At 69.3% G+C, this 12,458-nt stretch carries 13 protein-coding genes; 10 read left to right on the plus strand and 3 right to left on the minus strand.

The annotated features are described in order from the left end of the window. Positions 1-4 precede the first annotated feature (4 nt). From ACFYNP_RS30880 to ACFYNP_RS30910, 7 genes are all read left to right on the plus strand, one after another. Positions 5-1,024, plus strand: coding sequence for an anthranilate phosphoribosyltransferase (locus ACFYNP_RS30880; protein WP_388790107.1), 1,020 nt, complete (start codon positions 5-7; stop codon positions 1,022-1,024). Further along, positions 1,017-1,913, plus strand: a complete 897-nt coding sequence (gene trpA / locus ACFYNP_RS30885; protein ID WP_388790110.1) for a tryptophan synthase subunit alpha — start codon at positions 1,017-1,019, stop codon at positions 1,911-1,913. The genes ACFYNP_RS30880 and trpA overlap by 8 nt, the downstream gene beginning before the upstream one ends. Before the next feature lie 48 nt (positions 1,914-1,961). Beyond that, positions 1,962-2,336, plus strand: coding sequence for an ectoine synthase (locus tag ACFYNP_RS30890; RefSeq protein ID WP_100579806.1), 375 nt, complete (start codon positions 1,962-1,964; stop codon positions 2,334-2,336). Between the two features lie 62 nt (positions 2,337-2,398). Further along, on the plus strand, positions 2,399-3,544 hold the full coding sequence (locus ACFYNP_RS30895) for an acyl-CoA dehydrogenase family protein (protein WP_388790112.1): 1,146 nt from the start codon (positions 2,399-2,401) through the stop codon (positions 3,542-3,544). Further along, positions 3,541-4,278, plus strand: a complete 738-nt coding sequence (locus tag ACFYNP_RS30900; RefSeq protein ID WP_388790115.1) for an N-(5'-phosphoribosyl)anthranilate isomerase — start codon at positions 3,541-3,543, stop codon at positions 4,276-4,278. Before ACFYNP_RS30895 ends, ACFYNP_RS30900 begins: the two co-directional genes overlap by 4 nt. After that, positions 4,275-4,994, plus strand: a complete 720-nt coding sequence (locus tag ACFYNP_RS30905; protein WP_100579808.1) for an indole-3-glycerol phosphate synthase — start codon at positions 4,275-4,277, stop codon at positions 4,992-4,994. The genes ACFYNP_RS30900 and ACFYNP_RS30905 overlap by 4 nt, the downstream gene beginning before the upstream one ends. Beyond that, positions 4,991-5,833, plus strand: coding sequence for an alpha/beta hydrolase (locus ACFYNP_RS30910; protein ID WP_388418901.1), 843 nt, complete (start codon positions 4,991-4,993; stop codon positions 5,831-5,833). Before ACFYNP_RS30905 ends, ACFYNP_RS30910 begins: the two co-directional genes overlap by 4 nt. Positions 5,834-6,101: 268 nt before the next feature. On the opposite strand, the gene ACFYNP_RS30915 is transcribed toward ACFYNP_RS30910, so the two are convergent. The 3 genes from ACFYNP_RS30915 to ACFYNP_RS30925 are packed head-to-tail and all read right to left on the minus strand — an operon-like array spanning position 6,102 to position 8,102. Continuing rightward, the gene (locus ACFYNP_RS30915) at positions 6,102-6,854 is read right to left on the minus strand and encodes an SDR family NAD(P)-dependent oxidoreductase (protein WP_100579810.1); all 753 of its coding nucleotides are present in this window, start codon (positions 6,852-6,854) and stop codon (positions 6,102-6,104) included. Beyond that, positions 6,851-7,837, minus strand: coding sequence for a 3-oxoacyl-ACP synthase III family protein (locus tag ACFYNP_RS30920; RefSeq protein ID WP_100579811.1), 987 nt, complete (start codon positions 7,835-7,837; stop codon positions 6,851-6,853). Before ACFYNP_RS30920 ends, ACFYNP_RS30915 begins: the two co-directional genes overlap by 4 nt. A 10-nt stretch (positions 7,838-7,847) precedes the next feature. After that, entirely contained in the window at positions 7,848-8,102 is a 255-nt protein-coding gene (locus ACFYNP_RS30925) for a hypothetical protein (protein WP_100579812.1), read from the minus strand. A gap of 269 nt (positions 8,103-8,371) precedes the next feature. Between ACFYNP_RS30925 and ACFYNP_RS30930 the strand changes: the two genes are divergently transcribed. The 3 genes from ACFYNP_RS30930 to ACFYNP_RS30940 are packed head-to-tail and all read left to right on the plus strand — an operon-like array spanning position 8,372 to position 12,406. Further along, on the plus strand, positions 8,372-9,268 hold the full coding sequence (locus ACFYNP_RS30930) for a class I SAM-dependent methyltransferase (RefSeq protein WP_100579813.1): 897 nt from the start codon (positions 8,372-8,374) through the stop codon (positions 9,266-9,268). A gap of 10 nt (positions 9,269-9,278) precedes the next feature. Next, a complete protein-coding gene (locus tag ACFYNP_RS30935) occupies positions 9,279-10,874 on the plus strand; it encodes a flavin-containing monooxygenase (protein WP_388790119.1) in 1,596 nt (531 codons plus the stop codon). Beyond that, positions 10,871-12,406 (plus strand): FAD-binding protein, encoded by a 1,536-nt coding sequence (locus tag ACFYNP_RS30940; RefSeq protein ID WP_388790121.1) that lies wholly within the window; start codon positions 10,871-10,873, stop codon positions 12,404-12,406. The genes ACFYNP_RS30935 and ACFYNP_RS30940 overlap by 4 nt, the downstream gene beginning before the upstream one ends. Positions 12,407-12,458 lie beyond the last annotated feature (52 nt).

Below are 12,458 nucleotides of genomic sequence, written 5' to 3' on the forward strand. Positions count from 1 at the left end.
GACCGTGCACGACGCCCTCACCGGCCTGCTGGAGCGGCAGGCCCCGGTCGGCCGCGAAACCTGGCGGTCCTGGTGGGACCAGCTCGGCGACGGCAGCCTCGACCGTGCCGAGGCCGTCGCCCTCCTTGCCGCTCTGAGCAGCGTGCTCCCCGACCACCGGACCCTGTCTCACCTGGTGGACTCACTCGCCGAGCGCCGGACGGCGAACACGGTGCCCGCCCGTTGGGAGGGCACCGTCAACATCGTTGGCACCGGGGGCGGGCCAGGGACCTTCAACATCTCCACTGCCTCGGCCTTCGTCGCCGCGGCCACCGGTGTCAAGGTCGTCAAGAGCGGCTCGCGGGCCTACACCAGCCAGCTCGGCTCCGTCGATCTGCTGGAACGGCTCGGCGTCCGTCTGACCTCCTCCCATGCCCAGACCGAGGACACCCTCGCCACCTACGGGATCGCCTTCGCCGGGCCCTTCGTCTACCCCGCGCAGCTGACACGGCTGGCACGGACCGTCGCCCCGCTGAGCATGAAACCCTTCGGCCGCTTCCTGAACGCCCTGGGCCCCTTCCTCGCGGACCTCCCGGTGACCGCCCAGGTCACTGGCGTCTCGGCGAACGCCCCCCTCGACACCCTGCGTGAACTCGCGGCGGCCACCACCGGCCGCCGGATCTGGCTGACCTCGAACACGAGTGGCGCGGACGAGCTGCTGCCCTTCGTGACCAACACCGTTCACTGCGAAGACTCCCGGACCCTGATCATCCGGCCGGGCGAACTCACCCCGGGCGAAGGCTCCTTCGAGGATCTGCGGCCCGCCGCGGAGCCCGCCGCGGCGGTCGATCACTTCCTGTCCGTCCTCTCCGGTACGGCGGGCGCGGTGGCCACCCGCACGGTCTGCCTGGGTGCGGCCGCCCTGGCCGTGGCCGCCGGCACGCACCCGGACTGGCGCTCCGCGTTCTCGCTGGCCGAGGAAGCGGTCGAGTCCGGCGCCGCCTACGACCTGGCTCGGGCCGCGCAGGCGGTGGCCCGTGCGTGAACCCGCGGCCGTCACAGCGACGACGACCGGGACCGGCACGGCCGGGACGGACGCGCTCCCCTCCGCCGGAGGAGCGTCGGCGCCGGCGCCCTTCTTCGCACACCGCGCCCCCGGCCGGGGCCCGGGACTCGCGGTGTTCCTCAACGCCGGAGACCCGCCGCTGCCGGTCCTGCGGGACCTGGTCCTCATGCTCGACGAAGAGGGGGTGGACTGCCTGGAACTAGCCGTCCCTTTCCCTGATTCGGTCACCGACGGGCCGGCCGTTCGGCGGTCGGCGCGTCGGGCGATGGACCGGGGCGGGGCGGGGCTGGAAGACGTACTCGCCTTCCTCGCAGGCATACGGCCGCAGCTCACGCGGACACGGATCGCGTTGCTCGCCGACTGGAGGTACTCCCTGGGCCACCGGGACCTGGCCGCCGTCACCCGGGACATCGCCACTGCGGGAGCAGATGGTCTGCTCATCCACGCGTTGCCCCCGCGCCTGCGCGAGAGGCACCGGGAGTCCGCCGCGGCCGTCGGGCTCCCGATCGTCACCACCTGCTATGCCAAGAGCTCGCCCGAGGTCCAGGCCGAGGCCGCCGCACACGCCTCCGCCTACCTCTATCTCGTCGCCCACTACGGACGCAGCGGGACCGCGCCCGCCGCCGGCCACGCCGCGCTGGCCCGGACGGTCAGCGGGCTCCGGACGTACACACACTCCCCGATCGCCGTCGGCTTCGGGGTCAGCACGCGGCAGGACGTGGAGGCCGTCGGGGCCAGTGGCGCCGACGCCGCCATCATCGGCTCCGCCGCGGTGTCCGCGGTGGAGCGGGCGCAGGAAGCCGGTCTCGACGTGACCGTGGCCTTCCGCGACTTCGTCCGCTCGGTCCTGCCCGTGCCACCGCGCTGAACCCTGCCCAGTTGCAGTTCCACCATCCATCCGGAACAGGAGAATTCCATGATCATTCGTGACGTCGAGTCGGTGAAGACCGTCGAGTGGGGCAACGGCCTCAGCCGCCGCTTCCTCGTCGCCGAGGACGGCTTGGGCTACTCGGTCACCGACACCACCGTGCGAGCCGGCACCAAGTCCCGTCTGGAGTACGTCAACCATCTGGAGACCTGCTACTGCATCGAAGGCTCCGGCGAGGTCATCGAGCTCGACGGCACCTCGCACGAGATGGTCCCGGGCCGGATGTACGCCCTCGACCAGCACGATGCCCACTACCTCGTCGCCAGTCCGCACGAGGATCTGCGCCTGGTCTGCGTCTTCTCGCCCGCCCTGCGCGGCGACGAGGTCCACAACCTGGACGCGCACACCTCGTCCGCCTACTGAGTACCGCGACCGAAGCACCGCTCGTCCGAATCGAATCATCAGTCCGATCAAAGGGGTCCGTCGTGCTCCGTTGGAACACCGACCAGGCAGACCTGCGCAAAGGCCTGGAACGGTGGGGGGATGCGCTCAGCGCAGACCACATCGAACTCGACGAGCAGTCCGTCTTCCCGCATGACAAATGGAAGGTCGTGCGGGAAACCGGCGTCCTCGGACTGCCCTTCGACGAGGTCTACGGAGGCATCGGCCAGTCCCTCCTCACCACCATGTACGTGCTGGAGGGACTGGGCGCGTGCAACCGCGATTCGGGCCTCAGCTTCTCGGTCACCACGTCCATGTGCTCCACCGGAGTCCCGCTCCAGAAGTTCGGTACCGCGGGGCAGAAGGAGCGCTACCTGCCCGGGATCTGCTCGGGCGGGATGATCGGCGCCCATGCCATCACGGAGGCCGAGGGCGGCTCGGATGCCATGGCGATGACCACCAAGGCCGTCCGTGACGGGGACGACTTCGTCCTCAGCGGCAGCAAGGTGTTCGTCAGCAACGGGCCGGTCGCGGATGTGATGGTGGTCTACGCCCGGACCCATCCGGACGGCGGCCCGCTCGGGACGACGGCTTTCCTGGTGGACCGGAACACCCCCGGACTGACCGTGGGCAGCCCGGTCAAGAAGATGGGGTTGCGGACCTCGCCGTTGAGCGAACTGTTCCTCGACGAAGTCCGGGTCCACACGAGTGCGGTGCTCGGCCGGACCGGGGGCGGGTTGCTGGTCCTGGACCATGTGATGAAGCGGGAGATTCTGTTCTCCTTCATCGTCAACGTGGGCGAAATGCAGCACCGCCTCGACCGGTGCGTCGACTACGCGAAGACGCGCAGGTCGTTCGGAAAGGCGATCGGTTCGTACCAGGGCATCGCCAACAAGATCGTCGACGCGAAGATCCAGCTGGAGACCGCCCGTAAATGGCTCTATGACACGGGCGAGAAGCTGGAGGCCGGCGAGGACGTCACGATGGACCTCGCCATCGCCAAGCTCATCACGAGCGAGAGCAATCTGGCGACCAGCCTCACCGCCGTACAAGTCTTCGGCGGCCACGGCTACATGTCTGAATACGGCCTGGAACAGGACGTGCGCAGCGCCGTCGGCGGCACCATCTACTCCGGCACCAACGAGATCCAGTACAACCGGATCGCCTCACAGCTGGGGCTCGGCAAGTGACCGCCCAACGCCCGCTGCCCTCGCCCTTGTTGAAGGTCTGCGGGGCCACGACCCCGCAGGACATCGAGGCGGCGGCCACCGGGGCGCACTGCGTGGGACTGTGGCACGGCGTCTCCGGCGGCGCGTCGGAACTGGACCCGGACGAGCTCGCCACCCTCTCCTCGGCCGCCCGTTCGGCCGGCCTGCTGCCGGTCCTGGTCACGTTCCTGGCCGCCCCGGACCGGCTGGCCGACACCGTGCGCCGCACCCGTGTCGGCTGGGTGCAGCTGCACGCGTACCAGCCTCCGGCGATGGTGCGAGCCCTGCGCGGGGCACTGCCCGATGAGGTGGGCATCGTCAAAGTCCTGCACATGGAGAAGGGCGGCGGCTGTGTGGAACGCCCGCTGATCGGCGCGTACGAGCGGGCCGGCACCGACCTCTTCCTCCTCGACACCACCACGGAGAACGGCCGGATCGGCAGCACCGGCCGCACCCTCGACCCGGCCCGCGTCAGGGATCTGCTGCCCCTGCTGTCCCGGCCCTTCCTGCTGGCCGGTGGCCTGACCCCGGCCGGCCGCCCCGCGTACGAGGAGACCGTACGCCACCCCGGATTCCGCGGCATCGACGTGGACACGGCGGCGCGTGACCCGTCGACCGGTAGCTTCGGGGCGGCGGAGATCGCAGCCCTGGCTCACGCCTGGTGCACGGACAACACCCCTGTGCCCGACCACCCCCGGATGGAGCCGTCGCGATGACGAAACGGAACCGTACCGAGTTCCCCTTTCTCGAAACCCTCCTGGCCTGCCCGGCACCCGTGGTGATGGAGGTGAAACGGCGCGACGCACACGGCTTCGACCTGCTCGGCGGCAGGACTCCGGCCGCGATCGTCGGGGCGTACGAAACGGCGGGAGCGCCCTGCATCTCGGTGGTGACGGGCCGCTGGTTCGGCGGCTCGCCGGCCCTGCTGCGGGACGTCGCGGCGCTGACCGACCTGCCGCTCCTCCAGAAGGACTTCATCACCAGGAAGGACCATGTCCACACGGCGAAGGAGCTCGGCGCGTCGGCGGTGCTGCTGACGGCAGCCCTGCTGCCCGGGTCAAGCATGCTCACGCTGGTGACGGAGTGCCTCCGGAGCGGCCTCACCCCCTTCGTCGAGATCACGAAGGAGTCCGAGCTCGAACAGATCCGCCATCCCGCCGAGTGTGTGATCGCGGTCAACAACAAGGACATCAAGACTCGTGAGCGCGGCGCCGGTGACCTGGGCCGCTCCCTGGATCTGCTGCCGGCGATCCGTGCCACCGGCACCGCGTGCCCGGTGAGCGCGAGCGGCATCGACGGCCCCGCCGTCGCCGCCGGGCTCCTGGACGCCGGATTCCGCGGGCTGCTGGTGGGCACATCGCTGCTGCGCAGCGGGTCGCCGACGGCGTGGATGGCCGCGGTGGCGGGTGCTCGGGCGGGAGCGGTCCGATGACGACCACACAGGACGGCAGGCCCGTGTACAGGCTGAAGCCGATGGGTGTCCCGCTGTCGGCGATCCTGGCGCTGCCGGAGGGCCGGGCCGTCCGGTCCACGATCCTCGCGATCCACGGCCGGGGCATGCGGGCGGCGTACTGGAACTCCTTCATCCCGCTCGCCACCGGCCTCGGGCATGCGGTGCTGGCCGTTGACCGCCCCGGGTACGGCGACTCGGCGCACCTGCTTCCCGAGGGCCAGCCCCTGGCCGACCAGGCCGAAACGCTCCAGGCAGCCCTGAAGGACTACGCCTGCGGACACGACATCGGCGCGGGCGTCTTCCTCCTGGGCCACTCGGACGGCGGCAAGGTGGCCTTCCATGCGGCCGCCGCGGCCGACGGCATACGGCTGCTGGGCCTGGACGTCTCGGGCGTCGGCTACCAGTACCGTCCACAGGCCCTGCGCCTGCCGGCCACCCTCAGCGGCGGGGCCATCGGGCTCAACTGGGGCCCTCTGCGCCTCTACCCGCACGGCACCTTCCGGGACAGCCGCGCCCTGCTGTCTCCGACCCCGCCGCGCGAGTCGGCCGAGACGGTCCACTGGCCCGCCCAGTACGAGGCCCTCGCGCCGAACGTGCGTGTCCCGGTCCGGCTCACCTTCGCGGAGCACGAGGCGTGGTGGCGCCTGGACGAGCCCACACTGGCGTCGATGGCCGCCCTCCTGGCCTCGTCCCCGCGGGTGACCGTCGAGCACCTCCCCGCTGCGGGCCACAACATCAGCCTCGGCCACACGGCCACCGCCTACCACCTACGCGTCCTGACCTTCTTCGAGGACTGCCTCCTGGCCGCGCGCTCCTGACGCGCGGCGCGCCCTCGGCGGCGGGGTCGTGGCGGCATTGCGGGGCATGGCCGTGAGGTGGCCGGTGACCGCGGCCGGGCGACCCGTGCCACCTCCCCGGCGGGCGCGTGGGCCGGCACGAGTCGGTCGTACGCGTGCCGGCGTACGCCCATGAGGCGGATCGCCGAGGTCTCACAGGACCGGTACAACGCAGAACGAGGACGGCCCGGACGAACGCCCGGCGGCACGCGGGGCCCCGGGTGCCGAACCCGTGGCGGGCCGAGGGCGGTCAGGTGATGGACACGCCACTGTCGATACTGACGACCTGGCCCGTCATGCAGTCCTGGTCCAGGAAGAGCCCGAGGCTGCGGGCTACTTCTTCGACCGTGACGAAGCGGGGGACAGGGGCCTTGCCCTCCATCCCCTCGATGACGCGATCCGGGAGGGTCCGCGTCATTCCCGTGATCATGAAGCCGGGCGACAGCGCGTTCACCGTCACCCCCCGTCGGCCGCACTCCGCCGCGAGGGTGCGCGTGAGGCCGATCAGACCTGCCTTGGACGCCGAGTACGCCGTCTGGCCGGCCGTCGCGATGATGCCTGACGGGGAGACGATGTTGATCACCCGGCCCCACCGCTGCCGCAGCATGTACGGCACGGAGACCCGCGCGGTGTGGAAGGATCCGATCAGATTGGTCTGGATCACCTGCGCCCAGTCCGCCGGGTTCTGCATCGCCATCAGACTGTCCTTGCGGATGGCTCCGTTGTTCACAAGGACGTCCACCGGCCCGAGCTCGGTGGAGATTCGCTCGTAGAAGGCCCGGGTGGCCTCCCACGAGCCGATGTCACCCGTCACCAGGACGGACCGGTTCGTCAGCTTCTCCTGAACGGCCTCGGCAGCCTCCCTTGAGCTGTTGTAGTGGACCGCGACCCGGCAGCCCAGCGCGTCCAGCTGGAGTGCCAGCGCCTGTCCCAGTCCGCCCGAGGCGCCGGTCACGAGCGCGACGGGGTGCTCCGGACGCTGACCCGTATCGTTCTTGCTCATGCTGGGGTGCCGCCCCATTCCATCAGGATCGAACCCCACGTCATGCCGGCCCCGAAGCCCGCCAGCAAGACCTTGTCTCCCTGCTTGATCCGACCCGCTTCGAGGGCTTCCGTCAGCGCGATCGGAATCGACGCCGAGGCGGTGTTGCCGTATTTCTCCAGGTTGGTGACCAAGGACTCCTGCCGCAGCCCGGTGTGCGCCAGGATCGAGTTGATGATCCGGATGTTGGCCTGGTGCGGAACGACGTGGTCGACGTCCGCCGCGTCCACCTTGGCGCCCTCCAGCGTCTCGCGGACCGTGCGGACGGTGTAGCGGACGGCGTTGAGGTAGATCTCGTTGCCGTTGATCTGCGCGTAGTGGAGGCCCGCGGCCACCGTCTCCGCGGTGGTGGGCATCCGGCTGCCACCGGCGAGCACCTTGAGCGAGCCGGCGCAGGAGCCGTCCGCGCCCAGGTTCCACGCCTTGACCCGGTTCTCCGCGGCCGGCTTGAGGACGACCGCACCCGCGCCGTCCCCGACGAGGATGGACAGATCCCGGTCGGCAGGGTTGGCCGTCAGGGTGTGAGTGTCGGATCCGATCAGCAGGATCGGGCGGGGGTCGATGGCGATCAGCGCCATCGCGGACACCAGCCCGTAGACGAAGCCCGCGCATTCGGAGTTGATGTCGTGCGCGCTCCCCGAGATGCCCAGTTCATGGTGGACAAACGCGGACGTCGCCGGAGACGGTTGCTCGGGAGTGGCGGTCGCGACCATGAGGTGGGCGATGTCAGCGCCGGTCAGGCCGGCCTTCTCCAGGGCGTGTCGGCCGGCCTCGGCGGCCAGGGACGCTGTGGTCTGCCCCGGACCGACTGCCCGGCGTTCGCGGATGCCACAGCGGCTGACGACCCAGTGCTCGTCGACGCCGAAACGCTGGGCGAGTTCGGCGCTGGTGACGATACGTTCGGGTACCGCCATGCCCCATCCGGTGATGTCAAAGCCGGTCACGTCAGCCTCGCTACGCCTGAGCCGGGACGAGCAGGACGATCTTCGCGTACACGTCACGCAAGGTGGTCGAGTCGTCGAGGTCGGCGAAGATCGACTCGTCGGCCGGAATGTGCGGGTACTGGGTCTGGAAGCCGTACAGCCACTCCATCAGGTCCAGCGAGTCGACGTCCGTGATGTGCTGGATCGGGGCGTCGGGGCTCACCTCGGCTGCACCCGAGACGGCTTCGAGCTGGCTCGCCAGCTCTTCGATGGTGGGCAGCGACATGGGTCGGTCCTCTCGACAGTGCGTACGCGATTTCGGGAGTGATGAAATCGCCGCCCCCGCAAGGAAGACGCAAGACGCAGACGTCGCCGTCCAGGCCGCCGCCCGTCCTCCGGAGAGCCGCACGGCCGGCACGGGGGAGAGCGGCAAAGGAGCACGGACCCGGATCAGGAATTCACCCTCCGTCTTGCGCACGCCTTGCGGCGCATCCGGTTCTCTCAGACGCGAGTTCGGAAGTACGACCCGGCGGACAGTCAGAAGCGAGGATCAGGATGACAACGGTCGCCCCCAAGTCGGTAGACCCCGAGGTCGATGCGATCAGGCACCACTACGAGGTCAGCAACGATTTCTACCGGCTCCTGCTGGGCCCCACGATGATGTACTCCGGCGGTTACTGGGAACCCGACGAGGACTTGGTCGCCACCCTCGACGAGGCACAGGAACGCAAGCTCGACAAGTTCGCCGAACTCGCGAACGTGGCGTCCGGCGGCGTCAAGCGCGTTCTGGACATCGGCTGCGGCTGGGGCACCATGCTCAACCGCCTGACCACCGTGCACGGCGCGGAGCAGGCCGTCGGCCTGACCCTGTCCCGCACCCAGGAGGCCTTCATCTCGGGCCTCGGCAATCCGCGGGTCACCACGCTGGTCCAGAGCTGGGCGGACTACAAGGTCGCGGATGACAGCGAGAAGTACGACGCCGCGTTCTGCATCAACGCTCTGGAGCACTTCGTCTCCTCCGATCTACCGGCGAAGGAGCGCACGAAGCGTTACCGCTTCTTCTTCCAGCAGGTCGCGAACGCCCTGAACCCCGGGGCGAAGTTCGTGCTGCACACCATGACCGCCGAGGCGCTGCCGATGAACCGCACCCTCCTCGACGATCTGAAGTTCCTCCAGCGCTCCGAGTTCGAGGGCTGCCACATCCCGCACCTGAGCGAGCTGAGCGCCGCTGCCGAGGGCCACTTCGAGATCGACGAGATCGTCAACGAGCGCGAGTCCTTCGCGATGGCCTGCCGCGCCTGGCTCGTCCTGCTGGCCGAACGCCGGGACGAGGCCGTCGCCCTGGAGGGCGAGGAGGTCGTAGCCCGCTTCGAGCGCTACCTCGACATCTTCGCGTACACGCTTGAGGACAAGTTCTTCAACAACTTCCGCGTCACCATCACCCGCCGCTGAGGAGGCCTACATGACGAGCATTCCCGAGCCGGCCAAGGACGGCGGGGCAAGTGGGGACACCGGGACGGTTTCCGGCGGGCACGGCCCGACCCGGCATCTGCGGGTGGCGGTGATCGGCACCGGCTTCTCGGGCCTGGGCACCGCCATCCGGCTGCTGCAGTCGGGCATGGACGACTTTCTGGTGTTCGAGCGCGCCGACGAGGTCGGCGGGACATGGCGCGACAACAGTTATCCGGGCTGCGCATGCGACGTCATGTCTCACCTCTACTCGTTCTCGTTCGCCCAGAACCCGCACTGGAAATCCACCTTCGGCAAACGCGACGAGCTGTACGCGTACCTGTGCGAGACGGCCGACCGCTTCGGTGTGCGCCCGCACATCCGCTTCGGGCACGATCTCCTGGCCGCTCGTTGGGACGACGGCGAACGCCACTGGAAGATCGAGACCTCGCAGGGCGACTACACCGCACAGGTCCTGGTCACCGGTACCGGCTATCTCAGTGAGGCGGCCGTACCGGACATCAAGGGTCTGGCGGATTTCGACGGCAAGATCTTCCACTCCTCGAACTGGGACCACGCCCATGACCTCGCCGGGCGCCGGGTCGCCGTCATCGGTACGGGCGCCTCTGCCATCCAGTTCGTTCCGAAGATCCAGCCAGAGGTCGGGCACCTCGACGTCTACCAGCGCACACCTCCTTGGGTCGGGCCGAAGAACGACAAGGCCACCAGCCCTCTGCAGGCCAAGCTGCTCAGCTCGGTGCCCGGCTATCAGAACTTCAGGCGGAACTTCAACATGTGGGGCCGGGAGGTCCTGGCCTTCGTGATGGCCCGCCCGAAGGTCGCGGCGAAGATGCAGAAGATGGCGAGCGACCATCTGAAGAAGTCGGTTCCGGACGAGGCGTTGCGTGCCAAGCTCACGCCCGACTACGTCATGGCGTGCAAGCGGCTGCTCTTCTCCAACACCTGGTACCCGGCGCTCCAGCAACCCAATGTGGAGCTGGTCACCGACGGGATCGAGGAGGTCCGCGCCAAGTCCATCGTCGGCAAGGACGGGATCGAGCGCGAGGTCGACACCATCATCCTCGGCACCGGATTCCAGGCCACCGACCGACCGGTGGCGCGCCGGATCTGGGGGCGGGGCGGCGTGCAGCTGCGCGAGGCGTGGAAGGACGGCATGAGCGCACACCGCGGCACCACGATCGCCGGCTTCCCCAACCTCTTCATGCTGCTCGGCCCGAACACGACGTTGGGGCACTCCTCGCAGGTCGTGATGATCGAGGCGCAGATCGCCTACGTCCTCGACGCGCTGAAGCGGATCGAGAAGCGCGGGCTGGCCAGCGTCGAGGTCCGGCAGGAGGCGCAGGACGCCTACAACAAGGCGCTCGACTCCAGGCTCGACGGCACCGTGTGGAACGCGGGCAACTGCAAGAGCTGGTACCTGGATGCGAACGGCCGCAATCCGTCCATCTGGCCGACGTACACCTGGCGCTTCCGCAGCCAGACCAAGCGCTTCGACCTCAGCGAGTACCAGCTCGCCTCACAGGTGCGCACCGGCCAAACCCGTATCTCACCCGCAGCAAGCCATGCCGACCGAGAGGCGGGCGTATGAGCACCGTCCCCAGAATCCCCGCCGGGGACCCCGAGGGCGCCGTCGCGCCCTCGCGGCGCCGGTTCCTCGGCGGCATGGCCGCCGCGGCTGTCGTGGTCGGCTGGAACACAGTCGACCGGACATGGGCGACGGCCGCCGAGGCCGTCGGCAACGCCGACGTCGTCCGGGTGCCGAAACTGAGCGGCACGCTGGAGACGGCGCCGGCCACGGTCGAGGCCTTCGGCAAGGACTTCGGCCATCTGTGGGACGCCGCGTGCAACAGGCCGTGGGCCGTGCTGCGGCCGGGCGGGATCGACGACATTGTCGCGATCGTCAAATACGCGCAGGCCAACGGCATCAAGGTCGCGGTCAACGGACAGGGCGGTACAGGCACCGACATCGAGTCGCACTCCGTGTACGGCCAGGCCCGGGTCCCCGGTGGCATCGCCATCGACGCCAGGGGCATGTCGAAGATCCTCTCGGTCGGCGGCGACCACGCCGTGGTCGAGGCCGGTGTGACGTGGGGCCAGCTGACCGACGCCGCCCTGGCGCTGGGCAAGACCCCGCCCGCGCTGACGGACTACCTGCACCTCTCGGTCGGCGGCACCATCAGCGTCGGCGGTATAGGCGGCACCGTGCAGAGGTACGGCCTGCTGTGCGACACCGTGCAGTCCATCGACATCGTCACGGGCGACGGAAAGCTGGTCACGGCCAGCCCGTCGGTGCGGTCGGAACTGTTCAACGCGGCGCTGGCGGGTGGCGGCCAGGTCGGCATCATCGTCCGGGCAACCGTCACCCTGATCCCGGCGCCGGCCCGGGTGGTCGTCTTCAGCCTCTTCTACAACGACGTGGAGACCTATCTCGCGGACGCCGAGATGGTGACGAAGGACGGCCGGTTCGAGATCCAGGCCGGCGAGATGCTCCAGAAGCCGGACGGTTCGGGCTGGCGCTACCGGATGGAGGCCGGTGCCGCCTACGACACGACTCCGCCGAACCGCGACGCGCTGCTGGCGGGCCTGAGGGACGTGCGGACCGACGCGGTCATCGAGGATCAGACGTACCGGGCGTACGCGTTCCGGATCGACGCGGCCGAGGCGTATCTGAAGCAGGCGGGCTACTGGCCCGGGCCCAAGCCCTGGCTGAGCCTGTTCCTGCCGGCATCGAAGGTGAAGACCTTCATGAAGCAGGTCGAGCAGCAGCTGACCGCGGCCTCGCTGGGGGGCGGATACCTGCTCGTCTACCCGTACGTCACCTCGAAGATCAGGCGGCCGCTGGCGGTACAGCCGAACGAGCCGGTCGCCTACCTCTTCGACCTGCTGCGCTTCCCCGACCCGGGCGAGCCGGACATACAGGGCATGCTCGACCAGAACCGTCGCCTTTACGACACCGCGGTTGCCTTGGGCGCCAAGCGCTACCTGGTTGGCGCGATACCGAATATGACCCAGGCCGACTGGAAGGCCCACTTCGGCGACCGCTGGACGGGCTTCCGCGCAGCCAAGGCGAAGTACGACCCCAAGAACCTGTTCACTCCCGGCCAGGGCTTCTTCGCCTGACCGCGGCCCGGGTGCGGCCCGGGTGCGGCCCGACCGGACGTGAAGTCCCGGC

Origin of the sequence: Streptomyces sp. NPDC006691, assembly GCF_042869955.1 — a bacterium.
Classification (GTDB): domain Bacteria; phylum Actinomycetota; class Actinomycetes; order Streptomycetales; family Streptomycetaceae; genus Streptomyces.